This is a genomic window from Streptomyces sp. NPDC002676 (assembly GCF_053592455.1).
Window position 1 is genome coordinate 19480 of the sequence record NZ_JBSFVT010000032.1, and the last position, 23643, is coordinate 43122.

General features: G+C 68.0%; 21 protein-coding genes and 5 pseudogenes. 10 read left to right on the forward strand and 16 right to left on the reverse strand.

Features of this window, described 5'->3' with window-relative positions:
- Nucleotides 1-346: 346 nt before the first annotated feature.
- Genes ACWD3E_RS40370 through ACWD3E_RS40380 form a run of 3 tightly spaced genes read right to left on the reverse strand, consistent with a single transcriptional unit; the run spans nucleotide 347 to nucleotide 1473 of the window.
- Nucleotides 347-901, reverse strand: coding sequence for a transposase (locus tag ACWD3E_RS40370; RefSeq protein ID WP_451392461.1), 555 nt, complete (start codon nucleotides 899-901; stop codon nucleotides 347-349).
- Nucleotides 871-1284 (reverse strand): helix-turn-helix domain-containing protein, encoded by a 414-nt coding sequence (locus ACWD3E_RS40375; protein WP_451392487.1) that lies wholly within the window; start codon nucleotides 1282-1284, stop codon nucleotides 871-873. The genes ACWD3E_RS40370 and ACWD3E_RS40375 overlap by 31 nt, the downstream gene beginning before the upstream one ends.
- Entirely contained in the window at nucleotides 1285-1473 is a 189-nt protein-coding gene (locus tag ACWD3E_RS40380; protein WP_451392462.1) for a helix-turn-helix domain-containing protein, read from the reverse strand.
- A 181-nt stretch (nucleotides 1474-1654) separates the two neighbouring features.
- Here ACWD3E_RS40380 and ACWD3E_RS40385 point away from each other — a divergent pair, with 181 nt between their 5' ends.
- The 3 genes and pseudogenes from ACWD3E_RS40385 to ACWD3E_RS40395 form a co-directional block, all read left to right on the forward strand.
- Entirely contained in the window at nucleotides 1655-1846 is a 192-nt protein-coding gene (locus tag ACWD3E_RS40385; protein ID WP_451392463.1) for a hypothetical protein, read from the forward strand.
- Between the two features lie 212 nt (nucleotides 1847-2058).
- Entirely contained in the window at nucleotides 2059-2412 is a 354-nt protein-coding gene (locus ACWD3E_RS40390) for a hypothetical protein (RefSeq protein ID WP_451392464.1), read from the forward strand.
- 7 nt (nucleotides 2413-2419) lie between these two features.
- A pseudogene (locus tag ACWD3E_RS40395) lies at nucleotides 2420-2952 on the forward strand (IS5 family transposase); the annotation flags it as partial.
- On the opposite strand, the pseudogene ACWD3E_RS40400 reads toward ACWD3E_RS40395, so the two are convergent.
- A pseudogene (locus ACWD3E_RS40400) lies at nucleotides 2943-3272 on the reverse strand (helix-turn-helix domain-containing protein); the annotation flags it as partial. The pseudogenes ACWD3E_RS40395 and ACWD3E_RS40400 sit on opposite strands and share 10 nt — an antisense overlap.
- A 70-nt stretch (nucleotides 3273-3342) precedes the next feature.
- Entirely contained in the window at nucleotides 3343-4221 is an 879-nt protein-coding gene (locus ACWD3E_RS40405) for an alpha/beta fold hydrolase (RefSeq protein WP_451392465.1), read from the reverse strand.
- A gap of 146 nt (nucleotides 4222-4367) precedes the next feature.
- Here ACWD3E_RS40405 and ACWD3E_RS40410 point away from each other — a divergent pair, with 146 nt between their 5' ends.
- On the forward strand, nucleotides 4368-6314 hold the full coding sequence (locus ACWD3E_RS40410; protein ID WP_451392466.1) for a BTAD domain-containing putative transcriptional regulator: 1947 nt from the start codon (nucleotides 4368-4370) through the stop codon (nucleotides 6312-6314).
- 145 nt (nucleotides 6315-6459) lie between these two features.
- Here ACWD3E_RS40410 and ACWD3E_RS40415 read toward each other — a convergent pair whose 3' ends face one another.
- Both ACWD3E_RS40415 and ACWD3E_RS40420 read right to left on the reverse strand, forming a co-directional pair.
- On the reverse strand, nucleotides 6460-10122 hold the full coding sequence (locus ACWD3E_RS40415; RefSeq protein WP_451392467.1) for a protein kinase domain-containing protein: 3663 nt from the start codon (nucleotides 10120-10122) through the stop codon (nucleotides 6460-6462).
- 330 nt (nucleotides 10123-10452) lie between these two features.
- Nucleotides 10453-11738: pseudogene (locus ACWD3E_RS40420) on the reverse strand (IS701 family transposase).
- 131 nt (nucleotides 11739-11869) lie between these two features.
- Between ACWD3E_RS40420 and ACWD3E_RS40425 the strand changes: the two are divergent.
- Entirely contained in the window at nucleotides 11870-12271 is a 402-nt protein-coding gene (locus ACWD3E_RS40425) for a hypothetical protein (RefSeq protein WP_451392468.1), read from the forward strand.
- Between the two features lie 49 nt (nucleotides 12272-12320).
- On the opposite strand, the pseudogene ACWD3E_RS40430 reads toward ACWD3E_RS40425, so the two are convergent.
- Nucleotides 12321-12950, reverse strand: a pseudogene (locus tag ACWD3E_RS40430) (integrase core domain-containing protein); the annotation flags it as partial.
- The gene (locus ACWD3E_RS40435) at nucleotides 12859-13308 is read right to left on the reverse strand and encodes a hypothetical protein (RefSeq protein WP_451392488.1); all 450 of its coding nucleotides are present in this window, start codon (nucleotides 13306-13308) and stop codon (nucleotides 12859-12861) included. The gene ACWD3E_RS40435 and the pseudogene ACWD3E_RS40430, both read right to left, overlap by 92 nt.
- A 112-nt stretch (nucleotides 13309-13420) precedes the next feature.
- On the opposite strand from ACWD3E_RS40435, the gene ACWD3E_RS40440 reads away from it, so the two are divergent.
- Nucleotides 13421-14071, forward strand: a complete 651-nt coding sequence (locus ACWD3E_RS40440) for an HD domain-containing protein (protein WP_451392469.1) — start codon at nucleotides 13421-13423, stop codon at nucleotides 14069-14071.
- A gap of 147 nt (nucleotides 14072-14218) precedes the next feature.
- Here ACWD3E_RS40440 and ACWD3E_RS40445 read toward each other — a convergent pair whose 3' ends face one another.
- Nucleotides 14219-14518: a hypothetical protein gene (locus ACWD3E_RS40445; RefSeq protein WP_451392470.1), complete on the reverse strand. Its 300-nt coding sequence runs from the start codon at nucleotides 14516-14518 to the stop codon at nucleotides 14219-14221.
- Nucleotides 14455-14637 carry a hypothetical protein gene (locus ACWD3E_RS40450; protein WP_451392471.1) on the reverse strand — a complete coding sequence of 61 codons (183 nt, stop codon included), beginning with the start codon at nucleotides 14635-14637 and terminating at the stop codon, nucleotides 14455-14457. Before ACWD3E_RS40450 ends, ACWD3E_RS40445 begins: the two co-directional genes overlap by 64 nt.
- Nucleotides 14638-14793: 156 nt before the next feature.
- On the opposite strand from ACWD3E_RS40450, the pseudogene ACWD3E_RS40455 reads away from it, so the two are divergent.
- Together ACWD3E_RS40455 and ACWD3E_RS40460 are read left to right on the forward strand one after the other, a co-directional pair.
- A pseudogene (locus ACWD3E_RS40455) lies at nucleotides 14794-15531 on the forward strand (integrase core domain-containing protein); the annotation flags it as partial.
- Between the two features lie 429 nt (nucleotides 15532-15960).
- Nucleotides 15961-16902 carry a recombinase family protein gene (locus ACWD3E_RS40460; protein ID WP_451392472.1) on the forward strand — a complete coding sequence of 314 codons (942 nt, stop codon included), beginning with the start codon at nucleotides 15961-15963 and terminating at the stop codon, nucleotides 16900-16902.
- Nucleotides 16903-17853: 951 nt separating this feature from the next.
- On the opposite strand, the gene ACWD3E_RS40465 is transcribed toward ACWD3E_RS40460, so the two are convergent.
- The 4 genes from ACWD3E_RS40465 to ACWD3E_RS40480 all read right to left on the reverse strand — a co-directional run bounded on the left by ACWD3E_RS40465 (nucleotide 17854) and on the right by ACWD3E_RS40480 (nucleotide 20808).
- Complete coding sequence (locus ACWD3E_RS40465; RefSeq protein WP_451392473.1) at nucleotides 17854-19068, reverse strand: hypothetical protein; 1215 nt, start codon at nucleotides 19066-19068, stop codon at nucleotides 17854-17856.
- A gap of 265 nt (nucleotides 19069-19333) precedes the next feature.
- A complete protein-coding gene (locus tag ACWD3E_RS40470) occupies nucleotides 19334-19558 on the reverse strand; it encodes a hypothetical protein (protein WP_451392474.1) in 225 nt (74 codons plus the stop codon).
- Nucleotides 19559-19608: 50 nt separating this feature from the next.
- Nucleotides 19609-20004 (reverse strand): hypothetical protein, encoded by a 396-nt coding sequence (locus tag ACWD3E_RS40475; protein ID WP_451392475.1) that lies wholly within the window; start codon nucleotides 20002-20004, stop codon nucleotides 19609-19611.
- 216 nt (nucleotides 20005-20220) lie between these two features.
- Entirely contained in the window at nucleotides 20221-20808 is a 588-nt protein-coding gene (locus tag ACWD3E_RS40480; RefSeq protein ID WP_451392476.1) for a hypothetical protein, read from the reverse strand.
- Between the two features lie 390 nt (nucleotides 20809-21198).
- On the opposite strand from ACWD3E_RS40480, the gene ACWD3E_RS40485 reads away from it, so the two are divergent.
- Both ACWD3E_RS40485 and ACWD3E_RS40490 read left to right on the forward strand, forming a co-directional pair.
- Nucleotides 21199-22800: an ISL3 family transposase gene (locus tag ACWD3E_RS40485; protein WP_451392477.1), complete on the forward strand. Its 1602-nt coding sequence runs from the start codon at nucleotides 21199-21201 to the stop codon at nucleotides 22798-22800.
- 63 nt (nucleotides 22801-22863) lie between these two features.
- Nucleotides 22864-23115 carry a helix-turn-helix domain-containing protein gene (locus ACWD3E_RS40490; protein ID WP_451392478.1) on the forward strand — a complete coding sequence of 84 codons (252 nt, stop codon included), beginning with the start codon at nucleotides 22864-22866 and terminating at the stop codon, nucleotides 23113-23115.
- A 63-nt stretch (nucleotides 23116-23178) separates the two neighbouring features.
- On the opposite strand, the gene ACWD3E_RS40495 is transcribed toward ACWD3E_RS40490, so the two are convergent.
- Complete coding sequence (locus ACWD3E_RS40495; RefSeq protein ID WP_451392479.1) at nucleotides 23179-23565, reverse strand: hypothetical protein; 387 nt, start codon at nucleotides 23563-23565, stop codon at nucleotides 23179-23181.
- Nucleotides 23566-23643 lie beyond the last annotated feature (78 nt).

The window sequence follows — 23643 nt, forward strand, 5'->3', positions numbered from 1 at the left end:
GGAGATGCTGACGGACACCCCGAAGACCCGTGCCATCCGGGCGCCAGCCCGGCCGGCGAGGGCGAGACCGACCGCGGCAAGCGTCGAACGCGCAACCGCTCGGTCCACCTGCTGTGCCGCCGGGTCAGCCCTGACATCTGCTCGACGAACGTCCGCCGTCCGCATGAATCGTCTGGACAGAAGAACCTGCGGACCCGCAGGCGGAGGACCACCCGCCGTCCCGCACTGGGGACGGCGGCGGGAAGCCGCGGGCAGGAGCTGTGCATCCGGCTCGACCGGCTCCCACAGTCAGGACATATGGCTCCAGCCGCCGTACTCCGGGCCCCGATGCTTACTGCTGAATTCCTCAAAGGATGTACACATAGCGGCGGCGTAAGCGCCTGGTGGGTGGTGCGGGTCTGCCCCAGATCCAGGGCCTGGCACGGGCGTTGAGCTGGTCGGCGGCGACGCGGGTCGCGTGGCTGATGTGGTCGCGATCGCCGAAGGAGCGGCCGGCCAGAGGTGTCTTGCGGAAGATGCGCCACCAACCTTCTTGGAGGTTGAGCCAGCAGGCGCCGACCGGGATGAAGACGTGCTTGATGCAGGGGTGGTCATCCAGCCAGGTGCGTGTGGACAGGCTGTTGTGCGAGGACAGGTTGTCCGTGATCACGTAGATGTCCCCGGCGGGGTTGGCTTCCTCGACCAGTTGAAGGAACCGCTGGTAGAAGGCGCTGTTGCGGGAGGTGGCGGTCATCGTGATCGCTTGCCCGTCCCGGGGTCGCAGGGCGCCGTAGACCCAGGTCTTCTCCGGTCCGCGGGAGTAATCGATCTCGTTCTTGATGCGGTGTCCGTCCGGCGACCAGCCCGGTGCCGGCGGGAAGGTGCGGGGGATCACCGGTCCGAGTTCGTCGGCGCAGACCACGGTCGCACCGTCCGGCAGGCTGGTGTAGAGGTCGATGATCCGCGTCCTTTTCCCTCGAAGCCGGGGTCCTTCGACCGGGTCCAGGACCGGGTGTGGCGCCAGCGCACCCCCTCGGCCAGCAAGATCCTGCGCACCTGGGAACGGCCCACCCGGATGCCCAGGTCCTGAGCAGCGGCGGCCAGTGCGTCCAGTGTCCACCCCGCCGATCCGGCCTCGTCCGGCGCCCACATGTCATTCGACGGCTGGACCTCGAGCCGGCCGGGCGGAGTCTGCTTGACCAGGCCAATGATCCGGGAGCGTTCGGCCTCGGTGATCCTTCGTTTACGGCCCTGCCCGCCCAGATCCTCCAGGCCCTCCAGTCCAGAGCGGTTGAAGCGGTGCAGTCAGCGCCGCACTGTCTTCTGACTGCACCTCAACTCGTCGGCGATCTGCGGGACCAGCCACCCGTCCCCGCTCAGTTCCACCATCCGGCACCGCTCCACCACAACCCTCGGCGCTTTTCTGGCCGACGCCAGACGGGGGACCACCGCCTGCTCGCCCTCGTCACGGCCCGGCCGTGCCCGCAGCACCATCACCCAGCACCCGCCCCCGAGTACCCGCAACCGCCCCGCTACCAGCAGCTATACCCAACCAAACGGGAATTCAGCATTAGTCGATACGAGAGGCCTCCCGTCCGCAACGCGTTCGCCGGAGGCATTTCGTCCGCCCCGCAGGCTGTGCACACTGGGGCCCTCGCCACATCGAAGGAGGACTATGAAGCGTTCCAGGATGCTCCGGCGCGCGGTCGCCGGGTGCGCGCTGGCCGGGATCGCGGTCGCTGGCTTCGGGTTCATCCACATCATGCAGCCGGATCCGGATTGGACCGGCGGCCTGCACCGCACGACGGCAGTCGTGAAAATCGAAGACCGGATGATGAAGCCCGACCCGGAATTCGGCGGCGGCTGACCTCACTGCAGGATTTCGGCCTCGCTGATAGCGTCCGGCGGGGCTCTTTGCGTTGCGCGGTAGCCGAAGCCACCAGGACAGCCGGTAGAAGGTGGACCAGGCCGTGAAAAAGGGCCGTGCGACACACCAGGAGGACCCGACCGTCGAATAGCCGACGCCGGATCCACCGCGACTGCGGCCCGGCCGCTGGCGACCTCCTCGCCGATGCAAAGGTGGTGGAGGCCGCCGCGATCCTGGCCAGCACGCCGGGCGCCTCGCGCGAGTTCAAGCAGGCCGTCGCGGACTTCGGTACCTCCCGCAATCTGGCGGAGAGCAACGAGCAGCGGGCCCAGCGCCTGGTCGGGCCAGCCAAGGCCGCCCTCGCCCAGGACGACGCGCTGCGGGACGCGAAGGCGTCCCTGATCGAGCAAGGCAACAAGGCGGAGAAGAAGCTCGGCTCGCTGCTGCACGGTCGTCTGACCGATGCGATCCGCGCACGCACCGTGGTGCCTGTGTGGTTCGTGACCGTGCTCGGTGGCGTACCGCCAGCGAATAACACCGTGTCCCATGTGGTGCTGGTTCGTTGATTCGTTCATGGGGCGGGGTGAGTGGAGTTGGATCGTTCCGGACGGGCTGTGGGAGATCGCGAAGCCACTGATCCCGCCGTCGAAGGTGCGGCCTCAGGGCGGCGGCACCCAGGACACGTCTGATGAGACGCTGTTCGCGGCCATCATCTACGTTCCGGTCAGTGGTTGTGCCTGTCGTGCCCTGCCGCCGTGCTTCGGCATCTCGAAATCCACTGCGCACCGTCGGTTCTTGATCTGGTCGCGGGCCGGTGTCTGGGGCCGCCTGCACGAAGCCGTGCTGCATCGGCTCGACGATGCCGGCCTCATCGACGTCAGCCGCGTCGTCCTCGACACCGCCCACGTGCGCGCTAAAAAAGGGGCGAACACACAGGTCCGAGCCCCGTGGACCGGGGCAAGCCAGGTTCCAAGATGCACATCCTGTACGACGCGAACGGACTGCCCCTCCTTGTTGGCGTCTTGGCTGGCAACACCCACGACAGCGAAGGGCTGAAGCCCATGATCGAGGGTCACCAAACGAGACACGACCGCGTGAGGTGTCGGCTGACGGTGCGGCGGTTGATCACGTAGCCGAGGGCGGCCAGTTCGTCGGTGATCCGTTGGGCGGACCACTTGTGGTTCCGTCGCCAGGTCTCGATCTGTTCGACGACCCAGTCGGGCGTGGCAGTCGGGCTGTGATGTGGGACCGAGGAACGATCCTGCAGGCCGGCTTCGCCGAATCTGCGCCACCGGTTGGCCCACTTGCTGGCGCAGGCTCGGGGGATGCCCATCTCGGCGGCGACATGGGCAATCGGGCGGGTCCGGCACCGTTCGACGAGTCTGCGTCGTCCTTCTATGCTCAGTGGGGCGTTGGAGTGGATCACTGGGGCCCCCTCGCACGGAGTGCGTCAGAGCCTCCGGTGAGTTCGGCCGGTACTAGCCCGTCCGCGGCGATCACCGCCTCACCAGGTGCAGGATCAGCGTGGCAATGTCCTCCGGAGCCTCCTCGGCCATGAAGTGGCCCGCCTGGGTGGTGAAGTGCTGAAGGTCGGCGACCCACGGCTGCCAGATCGCGGTGGCGTCGAATCCCAGCTGTTGGCCCCAGTCCTGCTGGACGACCGTCACCGGCATGGTGAGCCGGGTGCCGGCGTCCAGATCGGCTTGGTCATGTCCAACGTCGACGGTCGCGGTGGCGCGATAGTCGGCGACGATCGACGGAACGGCGTCCCGGCATGCGCGAAGGTACTCGGCGCGCACTTCGGCCGGTATCGCGTCGGAGCTCGTGGACCAGGTGTCGAGGAAGTGGCCGAAGAATGTCTCGGCGCTGTTGGCGATCATCTGCTCGGGCAGACCGGGCGGCTGGGCCATCAGATACAGGTGGAAGGCGACCGCCGCACCAGCCCCGTGGAGGACGTTCCAGGTGTCCAGAGTGGGAACGATGTCCAGGATTCCCAGGTGGCTGATCCGATTCGGGTGGTCCAGGCCGGCCCGGAAAGCAACGTGTGCGCCGCGGTCGTGCCCGACCAGCGCGAACCGGTCAAATCCGAGTGCGTCGGCCAGGCCGATGATGTCCGCGGCCATCGTCCGCTTCGAGTAGGTGTCCTCGGCGACCGCTTCCGGCTTGCTGCTGGCGCCGTAGCCGCGAAGGTCGGGGCAGACCACGGTGTGGTGCTCGGCCAGGATGGGAGCGACATGCCGCCACATCAGGTGGGTCTGGGGAAATCCGTGGAGCAGCACGAGGGCCGGTCCATGTCCGCCGACCGCCGCGTTCAGCTCAACGCCGTCAGCCACACCGATCGACCTGGTCTCGAACCCCGGAATGATGATGTCCATCGTTGCCGGTCTCCTTCTCTCAAACGTGTGAGCTACTGCCGCTCACGCGTGGATGCGTGTACGACAGGGAGGATCGGAGAGCCGGGTTAGCAGTGGATCAGCAGCGGCAGCCCGAAGCCGACGACGATGAGAACGACAATGAGGACATGGAGATCGTCGTCAAGGTGCTCGGACCGATCGAGGTCAGGGATAGCGAGGGCCGCCCTGTAGCGGTGGGCAGCCGACGCCGCCGCGAGCTTCTGGGACGGCTGGTCGCGGCTGGCCGCCGGGCCGTCCCGCTATCGGTGCTGGTCGATGATCTCTGGGAGGACCCCCCGCCCACAGCGGCCGGGACCGTCCGCACCTTCGTCGCCGAACTGCGCCGCGCCCTTGAACCGGATCGTCTCCCGCGAACCCGCTCGCACGTCATCGAGACCGTCGGTACCGGATACGCCCTACGGATCCCACGGGCACACGTCGACGCCCACCGTTTCGAGGACGCCCTTGCGGCCATGCGCGACGCACCCAGCGGCCAGGTCGCCAGTGCGCTGAGCGAGGCGCTCTCGTGGTGGCAGGGCGAGCCGTACGCAGACCTCGACACCTCTCCCTGGCTGACACCAGAACGCACCCGCCTGACAGAACTTCACCACCAAGCCGTCGAGCTGCGCGCCCGGGCGGTACTCGACCTCGGACGCGGCGCGCCCCTCATCCCGGAGCTGGAGACGTTCGCAACCACACACCCCTGGCGGGAGCATGCCTGGGTCCTGCTGTCCCACGCTCTCTACCAAGCCGGCCGCCAGGTCGACGCGCTGGCCTCGCTGCGTGACGCGCGGGCCAGGCTGCTGGATCAGTTCGCACTGGAATCGGTGGACAGCCTCGACCATCTCGAACGTGACATCCTCCAGCACGCTGCGCACCTCACTCCCACGCCCCGGGACGAGGACCGGCTGCGCCTGCTCACGCGCACAGAAGCGACGGGGACCTACACCCGGCTGCGCTCGATGAGCACCGTGGCCAGGGCCGCCGCGGTCACAGGCGGCACCAACCTGGTACTGGCCCAAGAGCAACGCGCCGCGGCAGCCGCGGAAGCCGAACGGACTGGAGACCCCGGCCTGACCGCCCGCGTGATCGCGGCGTACGACGTCCCCACCGTCTGGACGCGCGCCGACGATCCCGAACGGTCCGAGGCCCTGGTCGCAACCACTCGACGCACTCTGCACCGACTCGGGCCAGGGGCTCCACCCGCGCTTCGAGCACGTCTCCTCGCCACCATCGGGCTCGAGCATCGCGGAACCCGCGACCGCTGGGCCGCCGAGGCGGCGACCGAAGCCGAACAGCTTGCCCGGGACCTACACGACCCCAACCTGCTGGTCCTCGCGCTCAACGCCCGATTCGTGCAGTCCTTCCAGCACCCCGGGCACACCGACGAACGCGACGCCATTGCCGGCGAGCTCATCGATCTCTCCACGCGACATGATCTCCCGATGTTCGAGATCCTCGGCCATCTGATCAAGATCCAGGTCTACGCGGCCCGCGGCGACATCGAGGCCGCGCGACGCTACGTCGTGGCGGCCGAGCGGCTCGCCACCAGCCACGAGACCCCGCTCGTTCACGTTCTCACCGCCGCTTTCCGGACCATGTGCCTGGCAGAACGATCAAACGACCCCGCCGAGGTCGCTCACGCCTACCGCACCCTAGCCACCGACCTCGCCGGTACCGGCATGCCCGGGGTAGAAGCCGGCATCTTCCCGCTCGCGCTCCTCTCACTCCGCGTGCGCCACCAACGCCCCGCGCCAACGGAGCCCGACCTCGACTGGGGCCCCTACCGTCCCTGGGTCCAGCCCCTCCTCGACCTAGCCCGCGGCAACCTCACAGCGGCCCGCCACGCCGCAGCCACCCTCCCCACACCCCCTGCTGACCACCTGTACAACTCACTCTGGGCCGTCAACGCACATACAGCGATCCTGCTCCAAGACGAATCACTCGCCGCACAAGCGCACCACGCCCTTTCCCCCCTGCGCGGCGAGATCGCGGGCGGGACAACCGCCATGATCACCTTCGGCCCGGTCAACGACATCCTGGCGACCCTCGATCAGCACCTCAACCGGCGATAACGCCACTCCACGCACCGGAGCCCCGCCTGCTGCCCTGCGTCAACAACGTTCGGCCCCGCAACACCTAGTCGTGAGGGGCTCCGCCGGTGGACATCGGCCGCTCGTTCTCGTTGTGTAGGCGGGCGTCGACGAATTCATGGTCCCTTCAGCACAGAGGGCGGTAGGGCAGGTCCGGGATGTATGTGCGCCACTCCTGACGGGTGATGTCGCGGCTGGCTTTCTTGCAGACAGTGGTGGCGAGGTGGTCGGGCGTGAAGTCGACGGACTGGACGCGGCTGCCGCTGAGGGCGCGCAGCACGTTGCCGTCGAAGGCCATGGCATCGATCTCCCGGCCGCCCATGTCGAGGGGCTGGCCCAGGGAGAGGTGGGCATCGACGTCCCACAGCTGCACCGTGTCCGTGTCGACGGCGGCGGCCAGCAGGCTGCCGTCGGAGGAGAAGACAGCGTCCGACACGGAGGCGCCGGAGCGGGTGCCGCCGCGCACGGTGCTGCTGGGCATGCGGGCGAGGCTGTGTCGGACGCCGCTGTCCCACAGGTCGACCCAGCCGCTGGCATGCACCACCGCGAGGAGTTTGCCGTCGGGCGAGAAGGCCATGTCCTCGGCGTCCTCGCCGAAGTCGGCGCGGCGGCTCGTCTGGGTCGTCAGGTCCAGAACGTCGCCTTCGGTGGTGACCCAGCGGCGGCTGTCCTGGCTGAACTGCCCGAAGCCGCTCTGCCCTTGTGCATAGCGGTGCACCCGCTTGCGGGTGTGTATGTCCCATATGTCGATGGCGCCGCCCTCGCCGGAAGGGACACCCGCATAGTCGTTGTCGAAGGCGAGATATCGACCGTCGCGGGAGATCGTGATGTTGAAGACAGTGCGTCCCTCCCGGACGGGAGCGCGCAGTATTTCCTTGTGGACACGCAGGTCCCACACGCTCACGGACAGATTGAGGTCGCTGCCCGTCGGCCGGAAGTCGGTGAAGGCAATGATGCTGCCGTCGGGGGACAGGGCGCTGACCCGGGTGCCGACGGCCTGGCCGGGGCCAGGGCGCTGCGGCAGTGACGTACCGGTCTCCCTGCCCGTGCGTACGTCGAAAATGTGCTGGACGGGAGCGTCGGTGCCCTTGCGGTAGACGCCGGTCCGGCCGTCGGCGGACAGCCCTGCGCCTTGGACGGATGGACCCTGGCCACCATCGGACAGCGCAGCCGTGAGGTCCAGGCGGTGGACCAGCTGGGCACTGTTGGTCAGGTAGGTGACCGTCTTGGTTTGTTCGTCCAAGGATGACTGCACGATGCCGTTGTTGCCTACGTGGTTGGTGCCTGAGCGGTCGGCCAGGCGGAAGAGGGGGACAGAGGAGCCGTCGAGGCTCCACACGGTGATGGGGTGTTCTTGGGAGGAGGCCAGGGCGTAGTGGCCGCCGTCGCTGAGGTACACGCTGGGATTCGTCTCGCTGAGCGTGTCGATCTGGGCGCTGCCCTGCAGGCGGCCGTCGGCCGTGGACCAGACGAAGAAGCTCTCGCCGTCCTCCATGCCCAGCCGACTGCCGTCCCCGCTGAAGCTGATGCCACCACCGCATCTGACGCCTGCGTCATCGTAGCGACTGGCGCGGGTGGCGGCGCTGGAGAACACGAACCGGGGCGTTGCGTTGCCTGGGCGGATCGCCCACACCTTGAGGGATCCGTCGCCGTGACCAGCGGTGTCGTACACGCAGGATGCGAAGTGTGTGCCGTCCGGTGAGAGGACGAGCGAGCTTCCCTTCTCGGTGGACCAGGAAACGGTTCCGGTGTCGGGTGAGAAGAAGCGGTGGGCGATCGGTGCGTCGGTCGGCGGGTTGTTCTCGTCGAACAGGACGTGTCCCTGGTTCGACAACTGTTCCGGGCGGAAGCCGGCTTGGTGGGGGACGGGCTTTCCGAACGGTTTGCCGTCGCGGGTGGACACGAGCTGGTACGTGCCCGGCTTGCCCTCTTTCAGCAGCAGCCGGCCGTCACTGCTGACCAGGGGCGGTGTGGGCAGATTCACCGGGGTGCCTGCCACAGTGAGTCGTGGCTTCGCGGCGCCCTGCTGGCCCCTGGTTAGGTCCCAGAACGTGATCTTGTTCTCGGTGTAGGTCATGAATGTGTGCCCGTCGTCGAGGAGCGCCTCGCCGTTGTCCGGGGACGAGATGGGCGGGTGGACTGCGATCGTGCTCGTTTCTTGCTGAGTCGCTGCCGCGCTCATCGAGGCCCGCGCCTCCGGTGTCCGCGCGATGCGCCACGCGGCGAGGCTGAGCAGCAGGGCGGTGTCCGGGCTGGTGCCGCGCAGACTGTCGGCGGCCTGGGCGACGGAGCGGGATGTGGCCTGGTCGCGTCGGAGTTTCGCCTCGGCTCCGCGCCGCGCGCTCTCGCGGCTCTGGAACCAGGCCAACGTTCCGGCGAGCAGCGCAAGAACGGTCAACACCGTGGTTGCCGTAAGGAGTTGGCGCCTGCGTCGGGTAGCGCGGGCGGACGCGGCGCGAGCAGCGTCCAGGAAGCGGATCTCCAGCGGACTGGGACGGAGGTGGAAGGGGACCGCGGCCAGCCAGTCCAGGTAGGTACGCAGAGCGGTGCCTTGTGGCAGGTCGTCTAATCGTTCGCCGTGAGCCTGCCACTGGAGGGTGGCGCGGCCCAGGGAGCGGTGGACCAGAAGGCGAGCGCGGTCGGCGTCGACGGCGTCGCGTAGTCTGCGCCAGGCGGGGACGAGCGCGGCACTGACGGGTCGCACGGAACCGTCCTCCGGCGCGACCTCCAGGATGGCAGCCCGGGCGAGCGTCACCACGGCTGCCTCGATCGCCCGCCTCTCGCTGTCGGGGCGCCCCGCGTACAGCTCGTCGTGGCTCGCGGTGCGCACGGAGTCCTGGGAGCCGTCGACTGCATCGCCAGGCAGGGTGAGGCGTAACAACAGTTCGTGGGCGGCGAGTTGGGAGGCCGGAGGAAGCGAGCTGAAAGCGGTCTCCGCGCGATCGCCCAGGGAGGCGACGGTCTCAACCGGGGCGGGCTCGTGGTCGGGTGCGGTGGCGCGGCGGGCGCCGGCCGCGAGCAGGGCGCGGCGCGGATCAGCGGCTTCGCTCGGCCCGCCGACCAGGCTGGTCAGCAGCTCCCGTGCAGTGGGCCGAATGCCGGGATCCTTGGCGAGGGCTGCGGCGATCAGCGCGCGGATCCGGGCAGGGACCGCACCGAGGTCGGGGTGGACTGTCGCGGTTCGGTGAGCGACCTCGCCGATGTGGGCACCACGGAACGGTTCGTTGCCGCTTGCCGCGAACAGCACGAGCGCGCCCCACGCGAAGATGTCGGACGCGGTGGTGGCGCGCTTGCCGGACAGGACCTCGGGCGCCATGTAACCGAGGGTGCCCATGAAGGCACCAGTGGCCGTGAGGGACATGTCGGGGGCGCGGGCGATGCCGAAGTCGATGATGCGCGGCCCGTCGGGGCCCAAGAGGACGTTGCCGGGCTTCAGATCGCGGTGGACCACACCGGCACTGTGGATCGCGGCGAGGGCCGTCGCCGCGCCGATCGCCAGCCGTAGCACGGCATCGGGGCCGAGCGGCCCGTGCCGGCGGACGTGCGCGGCGAGTGTGGGCCCCGGTATGTACTCGGTGACGATGTACGACACTCTCGGGGCCCGCGCCGTTCGCCGGAGTGACGCACACGTCGAGGATGCGGGCTGTGCAGAAGGGGGCGACCTTCCGTGCCGCCTCGACCTCCTTGGCGAACCGCTCACGCACGAACGGCTCGGCGTCCCGGTGCAGGACCTTGACAGCAACCCGCCTGCCGGCCCGGTCGTACGCCTCGTACACCACGCCCTGTCCACCGGACCCGAGCCGTGCGGCGATCCAGTAGTCGCCGAGTCGCTCCGGGTCCTCCGGCGTGAGCGGAGTCGTCAACTCAACCACCCCCCTTGGTTGTTGATCGGCCCCGATGGTGAGACCAGCGTGACCGTACCTGGGAGACGCCTGAGCGTGAAGGCAGGCTGCGGCCTGCGACAAGGGGCTGGTTGGTGGAGGACTGCCCTGCCCAGTCCCTTCGGGTGGTGCTCGCTGTTCCACCAGCGCCTCCAGTCCAGCCCCCTCAGCCGGTTGTAGACGCCCCGGCCGATGACCCAAACGAGACTGCCTAGTACTCCAGCTGTAGATGGTGATCTTCAAGCCAGGGCGGCTTGCCTCCGGTAGTGGCTGGCTTGGGATCTGGCCTGGTGACGGCGTCGCCACTGTGACCAGTCGAGCCGGTGCGCGACGTCGTGAGCTTGGCGGACCACAAGGGCCATGAACAAGTGCTGGATCTCGCTGCAGGTGAGCCGTACGAGATCGCCGAACGCGGGCTGGCGAGCGTGTTCGTCCGCGCGTACGACGGCGAGGAAGGCATGCGCGAGCATCGCCAGGGTGACCCAGCGCGCCCAGGAGGTATAGTGCCGAACCTGGTGCTCGTCGAGGCCGGTCAGGCCCTTTCCGGACTGGAAGAACTCCTCCACCCGCCATCTTGAACCAGCGACCCGGACCAGTGTCGTCAGCGGCACTGGTAGCGGCGAGTAGCAGCGGTAGAAGGCGAGTTCGCCCGAGCCCGGGTTGCGGCGGATCAGCAACTGACTGCTGCCGGGGCTGGCAAGGTCGACGACCGCCCAGTCGTAGAAGCGGTGATCCTTCGCCCCTGCGCCAGCGGAGAACCTCTGCCAGGCGCGCTTGGGTACCTCCTTGGCCAAAACGTCCGCGCGCAGCCTTCCAGCTCTGGTGGCGGCCTCGTGCGAGCAAGCCACCGCCAGGACGTAGCCGACGCCGCGCTCTTCCAGCGTTGTGCGCAGTGTCGGATTGCCGCCGTAGACCTCATCGTCGGCCACCTACGCGGCCTGGTGGCCGTCGTCCAGGAACCGGGAGATCATCCGGGCGGCCAACTCCGGCTTGGTGGCGAAGCTCGCTTCCTCGTCCAGTCCCGCTACGCGGCAGCGGTCGGGGTCAGAGGTCCAGGAACGCGGCACGTAGAGTTCCCGGTCCACCGCGGCATGGCCGTGCAGTCCTGCGTAGACCATGTAGACGGCGACTTGGGCATTCTCGATGCGTCCGGCTGTGCCGGTGTACTGGCGCTGGACGCCTACCGTGCGGGTCCCCTTCTTCAGGTCCCCGATCTCATCGACGACCAGCACGGCGTCGGGGTCATGGAGGTGCCCGACCACGTCTCCCGGACGTCGTCACGTACTGCGTCGGCGTCCCAGGACGCCCGGCACAACAGGTGCTGCATCCCGTGCGGAGTGGCCTCGCCTACCCACTCGGCGATCGTCCAGCAGTTCTTGCGGGGCAGGTCCGACAGCAGGCCCAGGATCAGCCTTCGGGCACGTCGGCGAGGTTCGACCCGGGCGAACCGGCCCGATATCCGCCCCAAGAGCGTCTCGAACGACTGGCGCCAACGGACAGGATCTATGCTGTGGCCCGCGGCCACCGTCTCCTCGTTAGTCCACACACCTCACGATGATCAACGGCGGCCGCTTCCTCTTCGGGACCGGCTCAGCGGTTCAGGCACCGAAGGGCAGCCGGAGACCGATGATCTGGGTGTTGAGGATGGGGAGTGCAGTGCAGGTCGCTGGGGTCGACATCTACGTGAACCACCCTGTGCTGCACCTGGGGGCGACCGACTGGGTTCCGCTCTCTCTTGCTCTGGCGGAGGCACCGGCAGCCAGCTGCGACACCCACGTAGCGGTGCGAGTCCGGCCGCAGACGGGACTCATCAAGGTGCGTCTCTTCGTGCAGCCACAACCTGAGGTCCCCGGCGGAGCCGACCCGACCTTCGACGCCGTCTTCGACGGCTCGCTGCTGCTGCCGGACGGCCGCCTCGCCATCGGCGACGTCGAGCAACTGACCCGCTTCGTACACCGAGTGGGAGACCGTGGCGAGTACCGAGTCCGGGTCGCAGTGGACTCCCCAGGCGCAAACGCCCGCGCCATCGACGTCACGATCGTTCGAAGCAGCACCTGACCTCGGACGACGGCCCGACCCAGCAAGATCGCGATCTACAGCTGGAGTACTAGGTGTATGAGGCCAGGACGTTGGTGACGGTCTGCCCGAGTGTTGCTGCGGGCGGTCGACCGCCGAGAGCGGTGTGGGGCTGGTGGTAGTTGTAGTGGATGTTCCAAACCGCCAGCGCCTGGGCTCGCTGTGTTTCGGAGGCCCAGGTGCGCGCATACAGGAACTCTTCTGCCAGAATCCGGTTGTACCGTTCCACTTTCCCGTTGTGCCGGGGCGTATACGGTCGGATCCGTTGGTGCCGTGAGCCGAGTAGGGCGCGGGTGAAGGCGTCGGCTCGGTAGCAGGCACCATTGTCGGTGACGAGCCGTTCGATGCGGGTGATGCCGTGTACGGCAAACCACGCCCTGGCTCGGTGTAGGAACGCGATCGCCGTCGAGGCTTTCTCATCCGGCAAGAGCTCGGTGTAGGCGAGGCGGGTGTGCCCGTCGATCGCGGAGTGCAGGTACACGTACCCTCCACGGCCGGTCTTCTTCTTGTTGCGGCTGACTGCCCGGGAGTGGTCGCTGTCTCGGCCGTGGGCTCGCCATCCGCCGCCGTCAGGTATCCGTCCGACCTTCTTCACGTCGATGTGCACCATGTGTCCCGGCCGGCGAGCGGTGATCGTGCATGGTTTCCGCGTGGTGTGGCCGGCTGCTGATCTCCGATAGCAGGCCACGTCCGGTATCAATCCGGGCCAGCCAGTCCGTCATGTACACCTGGCGGTGGACCGTGAGCCCCAAGTTCTTGCGGAACGCCTCCGTGGCCCATACCGGGGATTTCGATACGTTGAAGGCAGAACCTTTGGTGATCTTGCCTACGATGCTCTCAATCTGAAGAGATGTCCGCCAAGCCGATACGGCGCCCGGCCCGACGGCCGACTCGCTGAGCGCGGCCGTCGCCGTCAAATACTTGAGGTCTCCCCTGCCCGCCAGCTGGTCCAACGAGCGCAGGCCTGCGGCATACCCCGCAAAGGCGTTCAGGGCCATGCTCTTGTGAACGTCAGCCAAGAGCTTCCTGCTACCCAGCAGATCTTGGTCCTGTAGCCGGCTCACGGTCTGGAACGCCGGCCCCTCCTGCAACTGACGGAGAAGCAGGGACCGTGCGTGCCACCATGGGCGCATGAGCGATGAACGCCGGAGCCTACTCGCAGAGAAGACGCCCTTCCCCGACGATGTCGACCAAAGACTTCGCGCCCAACTCACGTTCCTTGTAGAGGTGGATCAGCTCAAGACCATCCTCCGTCAGTCGCCCCTCGCCGCGACGGACCGCCGCGAGAACGATGCAGAGCACTCATGGCACCTGGCGATGATGGTCGCGATCCTCGCCGAACACTCCGACCAGCCCATCGACGTAGGGCACACGATTCAGCTCGTCCTGCTGCACGATCTCGTGGAGATCTACGCTGGCGACACTCCCCTCTATGACAGTGCGGCAGGGCTCGACCAGCATGAGCGGGAAGTCGCCGCGGCCGACGAACTCTTCAACCTGCTTCCGGCGGACCAAGCCCAGCGCATGAGGGCCCTGTGGGACGAATTCGAGGAACGTCACACTCCCGAAGCAAAATTCGCCAAGGCCATGGACCGGCTGCAGCCACTTCTTCTCAACTGGATGGCACGCGGTGGTACGTGGCGCACCCCAGGCGTCACCGCCGACGATGTCCGAGCCCGCAAGGCAGTAATCGGGAAGGCGTCCTCCTCCCTATGGAAGGCCGGGCGACGCCTCATCGACGAGGGCGAGGCACGCGGCTGGTCGAGAAGCGCCGCACCCTAGGCGTGATGGGTGCGAGGTAGGGGCAGTTCGCCGTGACGGCCTGGACGTAGCCAGTGACGTCCACACTCACAGGGTCGGTGGTGCGGGATTCAACGAGGCGGAGCGCCCCGGCCGTAGACCGGAGCGCTCCGCCAGTACGCGTGAAGGTCACCGGGTCACGGCCTCACGCTGCCGAGGCGCCACGTCGCCGTCACCGTCGCCGCCGGTCGGCGAGCAGTCCCACTCGGCGACCACGACGCCGGTCTCCCGGTAGCGGGCGAGCGCAGCGGTGTCGAGGATGCCCACGGCGTCGGTGAACCACACCTTCGGCAGCGGCCCGAACATCTCCTCGTACGCGGACACCCACGCGATCCGGCCCACGCCCTTGCTCTCGCCGTGACCGATCAGGGCCCCAGCCTGTTCGGCGCAGAACGCCGGGTACTCGGGGAGTTCAGCATCCGGTGCCATTCGGCATCCACGGCGCCGGAGAACATCTCCGGCGCCGCCTGGCCCTCCTCGAACCGACGGTCGGTCACCTTGAAGAACCAGGCCAGCTCGAGCCGTTCCGGGGTCATCGTGCTGCTCATGTCGTGCTCCTCTCGACGTTCCGAGTGGTACGTGGGCCCAGCCGGGGTGGGTGTGTGACGTCCCGGCCCCGGCCGGGGCTTTGGCTTGACCACCCACTCCCGGGGATGGAGGGAGGACACGGTCGCGGACAGGGCGGAGTCCGGTTGCGGGGGACGGAGGTGCGACTCGCCGGCGAGAATCCGCGATGGGGCCACCGGCGGATCCAAGGAGAGTTGGCGCGGCTCGGGCGCCGGATCGCAGCCTCGACGGTGTGGGAGATTCTCCATGCAGCGGGCATCGACCCCGCGCCGCGTCGCTCCGGTCCGACCTGGCGTGAGTTCCTCACCGCCCAGGCCGAAGGCATCATCGCGGCGGACTTCTTCCACATCGACACCGCGCTCGGCAGGCGGCTCTATGCGCTGGCCTTCCTCGAGCACGGCACCAGGCGCCTGCACATCACCGGCGTCACCGCCCGTCCGACGCGGGAGTGGACGGTGCAGCAGGCGAGGAATTTCGCCGCCGACCTCGGGATACGCATGCAGTCCCTGTGGTTTCTGCTGCGCGATCGAGACGGCACGTACGGCGAGGCGTTCGACGCGGTCTTCGAGGCAGAGGAACTGGACGTGATCAAGAGTGCACCGCGGGTGCCTCGGATGAACGCCCATTGCGAGCGCGTCATCGGCAGCCTCCGCCGCGAGGTACTCGACCACATCCTCGTCATGGGAGAGGCGCATGCCCGGCAGGTACTTGCGGCCTACCAGAGGCACTACAACGAGTATCGGCCCCACCAGGCGCGCAACCAACTACCACCCGATGCCCAGAAACAGCCCACCTCGATAGACAGCGAAGGCCCCAAGCTGCTGCGCACCCGGATCCGCGGTGGCCTCATCAGCGAGTACAGATACGCCGCGTGACCTGCGGCGACGACTTTTCGAGCAGCACACGTACCGCACGAGAACTTGCGCTGGTGACCGATCAACACCGGCTCAGGGGTGGCGTTGACCAGCTCGGCGCCACCGCGCCGGGCTTTCCAGCTCCATAGGCGGCGGAGCGCGCGGGCGTGTAAGGCAGGGGCCTGGACGGTGCACTGCGGGCAGAGGATAGTCGGTCCGCCCGTCTGTGGTCGCAGTTCCACCGTCCAGATGCGCCGCGCTACGGTCTCGACAAAGGCTCCTGCAGGCCCATGGCCCGACTGTCGCCGGCACGCAGCTGACCCTCGGCCTTGCCAGCCGGGGCGAGAGGCCCCAGTCCTGGACCATTGCCACCGCGGTCGGCGAACACTTCTCGTAGGGTGAGCTCTTCAGGGGGCTACGCAACATGATCAACAAGGGGGGTGGGTCGACATGACCACCACAGCACCAAGCGGCAGCAGCACTGACGAAGGCGCGTTCGCACACGACTTCTGCCGCCTGCAGCTGCCGAAGCTGCTCACCAGCGCAGGAGTGAGCGCTTCAGACGCGCAGGGCATCACCACCGATGTGCTGCGTCGCGCGCGGATGCTGGCCGCGCTACCGGTGGCGTATTTCGATGTCCTGATCACGCCGTTCATCGAGGAAGTCTCTCAACATCGGCCGGTGTCCGCGCCGGCCTGGCTTCGCGCGGCCGTCGTGGTCGCGGTACGCAACAGCCGCTTGGAGGATTTCCACGCCCTGAACGGGCTGCTGCGTGCAGCCGACATCGCCGCCATCACCGAAGCAGCAACCCCTCCACTCGCGGTGCTCCTTGAGGAGTCCGGGCCACCGGTCCACGACAACGCCCTGACCGGATTCGACACGGCCTTCCCCCGAGCATGGGCGTGTCTGACCGCTCTGTCGGACTTGATGGAGTCGGACAAAGCCGGAGAAGCCTCCTACTCTGTGCCGACTGCGCCGCTGCCGCAGCTGCCGGGGCCTGACGAAAGGATCCAGGCCGAGCACAGCACCAGCATCAAGGCAGTGCGTGGTGTCCGGCCCGTCGTCGCCTCGGGCGTCGACCCGCGCTTCGATCAAGACCTTCTCAGGATGATGCAGCAGGTGAGGGAGGGAGCCGCCGAGGTTGTGCCGTTGTCCGCGCTCAGCCGGCTGTCGCGCAACAGTGCCAAGCAGTTGCGCGTGCTGGAATTCCTCCTGGCCCACCAGGTGACCGTGGTGACGACGAACTATCTTCTGGCACCGGGCACGGTGGGAGTCCGGGCCAGGCCGCTCGTCAAGCCGGACTCCTATGATCTCAGGCGCAGTTGGAAGAGCTTGCGAGGACTGGGTCCGACCCATACCCGATGGGTCAAGGCGCTGCGCAAACAACTTTGACGGTTCGTCCCTGCGCCGGGGCGCGTGCCGTTCGTCCCTGCGCCGGGATGCCTCCTGCGACATCGGATGCGCCTCGTCTACCTTCGCCGGTTCCGTCCGCTCTCGGCGCTCTCACGCTGAGAACCGACCACTCGATCCACACGAGGACCTTCGCCAGGAAGTGCAGCATGCGGCGGGCGCATGAGTGGGGGTGCCAGATCCGCACGCGATTCGCAGATCGCCGGCGAGGGGTACCGCGGTGGCCTGGTACTGGACCGGTGGCCGGTTACCAGGAGACCAAGGTCCGTCTTCTGCCCTGCCGGCCTTGGCCGCAGTCACGGCCCGCTGGAGGGCCTCCCGGGACGAAGCTGTCCGCAGGCTGTTGACCGAGTACGTCCGCGCTCAGGAAGACCGTGAGCTGGAGGACCGGCTGAGCCACATCTCGACGGTGCTGCGCTACTCGCCGCTGCCTCTTGGACGACGCACGCCCAGGGCTGGCCGACCGCTGCGGCTGCGCGCCCCGGCCGGTCTGCTGGAGCGGGCCCGCGTCCTCTCACTGCGGCTGCCTCGGCAGTGTGAGCGCAGCCACCGCGACTATCAGGCTGCTCACCGATGCGGTGATGACTGCGATCGCGGTGGCAACTGGTCGCTGAGGCTCTGGAGGACGACGTGGCCTGGCACTCGCCCGAGCGGTTCAACCTCAGAAACCAGGGCTACCGGACCCTCCGACGATCACGCCAGAGGACCTCTGCCCGTATCTGCGTGGCTGGAGCCCGTACGAGCCTAAACGGGCATGGCAGAGGGGTGTGTTTGAAGGATCGTGTAAGAAGTCGTTGTCGTACCGATCAAGGAGCTTGTCGATCGAACGGAAGTCTCGTTCGGGTGATCGCGGTCGGTGCCGGGCGTGGTTGAGGTCCCCGAACAGCCGTCTCGACCACGCCGTCACATCGCTTAGGTGCTCCCGGTGCCCGACTACTCGGGCCGGTTCGTTGCCGTGGCGCTGGCACAGACGGGGTGGGTGCGGGCGGCATAGGAGCGAGCGGCCACGACGAGGCCGAGGCCCAGACCACCGAATGCCAGGCCGCCGAACTCGACCATCCAGGTGATTCCCCAGCTGGTGGTGAACGGCGGGGACGGCTTGATCTCGGGCAGCACGCCGATGGCCATGAGCGGGGCCATGACGATGAGGACGGCTCCGTACATTGTCAGGGGGATGCCAGTCAGCCAGGCCGGGATCAGTGGCAGCAGGCGCGGGACCCGTCGTCCGGACAGGAACAGCGTCCAGCGGGGGAACACCTGCCCCCACGCGTACAGCAGCCCCAGCAACAGGAAGACCCCGACCATCGCGGCCAGCACAGTCACGTCAATCCCCACCGAAGCGGCTGCCTTCGACGGCCCCGACGCGCCGACGCTCGTCGTTCTCTGCCAGTCATCGCCCGCGACGCCGAGCGCGTTGCCGCCCAGCGTCCAGATGGTCTTGGCTCCCGCCCACGGCAGAAGTCCGCACATGAGCAGGTACACCGCGACGCGGGTCCGCCTCGGGGCTCGGGAGGCGGCTGGGTGGGCAAGCGGGCCGTCGCTGGCTCCAGCGTGCGGCCTCCCGCATCGCGGGCAGTCGCCGCGCAGCCGTCGGCGGTACGACAAGCCGACGAGGAGCAAAAGCGCGGCGCCGACCGTGTTCAACAGCACCTGAGCCAAACCGGTGGCGCTCTGGATCCCCGAGAGCGTCACCAGCGTCACGAAGTAGAGCGGCAGGCCATTCGTCCCCACGACGAACACCGGGATTGTCACGATCAGCGCCGTCGCCACCCCAGCCCGGCCAGGCCAGGCAAGTGTTCGGGTGCTGGCCAGGCAAGCCCCGCCTGCCAGGACGGCGAGAGTCGCCAGGAGAAGCTGGACCGCTGGCGCGTACGAGGCGTGCTCCTTCCATGGCACGGTGATGCCCACTGCCGCCCACGTGACCTCGACGGCGGCATACAACAAACCCCACAATGCAGCAGCCATGGGCACCCACACGGGCCACCGCCGCCGCCACAACAACCGCGCCTCGCTCGCGGCCGGTTGCCGGGGAGCACCGCCTATCGCCGAGTCCGCAGGAACAGCCACCGTGACCTCCGTAATCTCCCGATTGCCGAGGCTCCAAGGTTCACCGTCACCCGCGCCGATCACATCAATCCCCGGGATCATCCGGCATCCCCCTCTCGGGGTATGCCGGATCGTGAGCGTTAGTCCGGAAGGATCACGGTGGGGTGCCTGACCAGGGTAAGAAGCCTTTGTCGCGCCGGCTAAGGGGCTTGTCGATCGAACGGGAGTCCCGATTGGGTGGTCGCGGTGTGCTCGGCGCATGCGAGCAGGGCCTCCTGAACAGCTCGTTGGTGTCGAATCACCGAGTAACATCAGGAGGCGCTGGTGCCGCAGTGTTCCGTGTCGCCCGCCGGGCAGTCCAGTTCCGTCAGGCGGCGGTGAACTCGTGGGGGTGGCCTCCGCGCCATTCCACCCACTGGGGGTCGTCCAGGATGCTCTCGGGGTCGGCGATGCCGGCGCCTTCGAGGAACACGACCAGGTCGTGGTCGTTGTAGGCGGTGCCGAGGATCTCGTCCCGGCCGTGGATATGCACGGTGACTCTCCGACCGCCCCTGCAAGAAGGCCGGTGGACGACGATCGGCGCATCGGTCACGCCCCCAGCCTGCCCCCGGAAGGATCGTGGGCGCGAGTCAGCCGGGGCAGTCAGGGAGTGCCGCCGGTCCAGTCGAAGCGGGCCGGGGCGCCGGGGCGCGGGTCGTGCATCACCCGGCCGCCGGCGCCGAACTGCTTCAGCTCGGTCTGGAGGGCGACGCTGGTGTCGATCTCGTCCTGGGTCCAGCCGGTGATGTCGAGCAGCAGGCCGGCCAGCTTCGTTGTGCACCGCCGGAGCCAAGCAGCGCCTGCGACCTTCAGCCAGGGACAGCCGGCCGAACAAGGGTCACGGCCGAGGACGTGACGACTCGTGCGCCCGCTCGGCAGCCTGGACGCTCGCGTCCAGCGCCGGGACGGGCTGCGGTCCGGAGTCCGCGCGGTGATGTGCACCGTGCCGCTCTCCACGAACACACGCTCCACCAGCACCGCCTTCAGGTGCGGAAACACGATGTCCAAGAGTTCGTCACGCTTAGGTGACGATGCCAGGTAGATGACGCTGCGTCACGCTCCACAAGAATCTTGCCTGAACCTTGAATCGCCCCACCCCCTGCTCGGTGATGGGTCGGAGTTGCTCGCTGAAATTCCCCACCCTCCTGGTGCTGACCGGGCGGGTACGCCGCGCACGAGCAGGGCCCTCAAGGAGGTCATCGTCAACCCCGGACACTAGCGAGCCGCTGCCGACATGCCACCCCTGCGTCGGCGCCGCCAGTACGCCGCTGTCAGCACCACCAGCAGCGGCCCCCACAGCACCAGCGGCGTGTAGCAGGAGTAGAACCACACGCTCGCGAGCCCGGTGCCCTGCCCGGGCGCGTCGGGCGGGAGTTCGTCGCCGCGGATGGTCTTCCCCATGACCGTCGTGATGGGGGTCAACAGCGAGAACAGCAGGGTCAGCACCGTCGCACCCACCGCTGCGGGCGCGACCGCGAGCCGCACCGGCACACGGCGGCCACGCAGCCCGGGCAGCCACCCCGGGAACACCTCGCCCCACCGCGCGACCAGCCCGATCGCCGTGAACGCCAGCAGTTCGGACACCACCGACAGCATCGGGACGTACAACCGCTCGCCCACGCTCAACCCGCTGTCGAACGCCGCCGGCAACCGCCAGATGCTGGACGGCAGCACGACCAGCGGAACCGCGTACGCGAGCCGCCGCGTCCACACCGAGACCCCGGGCACCGGCTCGTGCGCGGCCTGCCACGCAGTGCGGAGCCGTCCGACACCCATCGGCGCACCCATGACGCTGCGGGACATATGTGCCTCCTCGATCCGACGGGCCCGACGGCCCGTTCGGCATCGAAGATCGCAGCTTGCCCACCGCAGGCGGATCGCTCTGCGGACGTAATTCTCCTCTGTCTCCAGGTGGAGCCCGCCGACCCTCTCAGGGCTTACGGGTGTTCGTACGCGTCCGCCTGAAGTATGGCGACCGGCCCGGCCGTGGTCCTCCGCGGTCGTCGGCCGGTATGCCTCCGGTGGCGCGTCCACACGCACCTACCTGGGTCGACCGACCGTACGTCCGTTGCTCCGTCAACCAAGTGGGGAACGTCAGCATGCGCGGGGAATTTCACGGCTCTATCCTCAGTTCCGTGAATCCCCAGGTCAGCAGCAGGAACGCGGGATCGTTTCGGCAGCGTACTTCCTGCCGTGGCGAGCAAGGCGGTTGAGGATGTGCTCTTTCCCGGGATCGATGTGCGGGTGGAGGGGGTGTACGACTCCTCCGGCACCCTGGTGGTGGAGGCGGTGTCGACGGCCCGTCCAGGCCGGTGCCCGAACTGCCGCAAGCAGGCCCGCCGCGTACACAGCACGTATCAACGCACCCTGGATGAGCGGCCGTTGGGCTCACGCCGGGTCATCGTCCGGCTGCGGGTGCGCCGGTACTTCTGCGACCGGAAGAGTTGTTCCCGTACGACGTTCGTCGAGCAGGTGCCGGGTCTGTCCACGCGCTACCGCCGTTCCAGTACCGGGCTTGCGGGCTGGCTGCGGTCGATCGCGATCGAGCTCGGGGGCCGTCCCGCCGCACGGCTGTGCCGCCGATTGCGGCTGACCGCGGGCCGAACCCGGCTGCTCAGGCTGCTGACGGCGCCGGCGGTGCCGGACCGTGCCCCGCGGGTGCTGGGGGTGGACGAGTTCGCCTTCCGCAAGGGCTGCACCTATGGCACCGTGCTGGTCGACGTCGAGGCCGCCCGGGTCGTGGACGTACTGCCCGACCGCACCTCCGAGACGTTCGCGGCCTGGCTCACCGACCACCCCGGAGCAGAGATCATCTGCCGGGACCGAGCCACTGCCTACACCAAGGCGGTCAAGGAAGCCGCCCCCAATGCCCTCGAAGTCGCGGATCGCTGCCACCTGCTGCAGAACCTGTCCGCCGCAGTGGAGAAGACCTGCCACCAGCACCGCAACTGCCTGCGCAAACATGCCGAGGAGGAGACGGTGACCGAGGTGCCGGAGGCGGCCCCGATGCTGTTACCGCCCGCGGAACTGCCCCGCACCCAGATCATCGAACGCACCCGCCACCGCTACGAGGACATCCACCGCCTGCTGGAGAAACGCTGGACGATCAGCGCCATCGCCCGCCGGCTGAACCTCGACCGCAAGACCGTCCGCCGCTTTCGTGACACCGACCTCGACGAGCTGCTGGCCTCCGCCCGCGACCGCCGCCCCAACGGCGTCCTGGAGCCCTTCAAGGCATACCTCAACGCCCGCTTCACCGAGGCGCAAGGCCAGGTCAGCGGCACCCGGCTGTTCCTGGAGATCCAGGCTCGCGGCTATCGTGGCAGCCGCCAGGTCGTCCGCAAACACCTCGCCGCCCTCCGCGCGGGCACCGCCGAACCCATCCGGGCTGACATTCCGAGCCCTCGAAGAATCACCTCGTGGATCATGCGGCCCCGTGAGACGCTCACCGAGAGCCAGGACGAGCGACTCCTTCAAGTCCGGCTCGCCTGCCCGGACATCACCCGGGCCTGCGACCTCGCCCGCGCCTTCGCCTTCGCCGGCATGGTCCGTCACCAGCGTGGCTACCTCCTGCTGGAGTGGATCCGGCAGGCCGAACAGGACGCGCCGAAGCCCATGAAGGGCTTCGCCGGCTTCCTCCGCCAGGACCTCGGCGCCGTCACCGCCGGACTCACCCTGCCCTGGGCCTCCGGGGTCGTCGAAGGGCACGTAAACAGGGTGAAAACGCTCAAGAGGGCTATGTATGGCCGAGCCTCGTTCGAACTCCTCCGGGCCCGGATCCTCACCCAGCCATGAGCATCACGGAACTGCGGACAGAGCCAAATTCAGGGCTCTGTCTGGAGTCGTCGGAGGGGCTGGGTGCTCACGGTGGAGGAAGTCCTGGACGCGCATGCGCTGCGTCGCCAGGGTTGGTCGATTTCGGCGATCGCCCGGCATCTGGGCCGTGACCGGAAGACGATCCGCGCCTACCTGAGCGGTGAGCGGGCCCCGCACCAGCGCCATCAGCCGCCGGAGGCGTTCGTACACACCCCCGACATCCGCGAGCCGCCGGTGCCCCGGCGGGCAGCAGCGCGGACAGCCCTTCCGCCGCCGCCGCGGGATTCGCTGTAACGCGCGGTTTCAAGCCCGCCGGTCAGAAATCCCGGCGGGCAGACCTCGACAGTGGCGCGCCTGTCAGTAGTAGGTGTTCGGGCTGCTGTAGACAGCGCCGGTTGCGTGGTCGGTCAGCGTGACGTGGCAGGTGCCCTGCGCGTCCATGTGCCAGAAGTACGAGTACCAGCCCGTCGACGGGTAGAAGGTACCGGAGTCGGGATCCACCCAGCCGTTGTCACAGACCAGCGTGAAGTCCATGGGGTGACCGACCAGCGAGCTGCCGCCGGGGAAGTACGCCTGACCGTTGTAGCCGCCGCTTCCACCCTGGGCGCAGACCTTCACCGCAGAGTCGCTGCTCCAGCGGCAGGTGGTGCTGGCGGCGTGGGCCGGCGCAGTGACAGCCAACCCCATACCTGCAGCTATGCCAAGGGTGGCGGCTGCGGACGCGATGCGCCGCTTGATGCTCATGTGATCTCCTCCGGTCTCGCGCAGGTGGTCTGCGCGGTGGTCAACTTAAAAGGTGGGACCAACAGTTCACTAACAGCG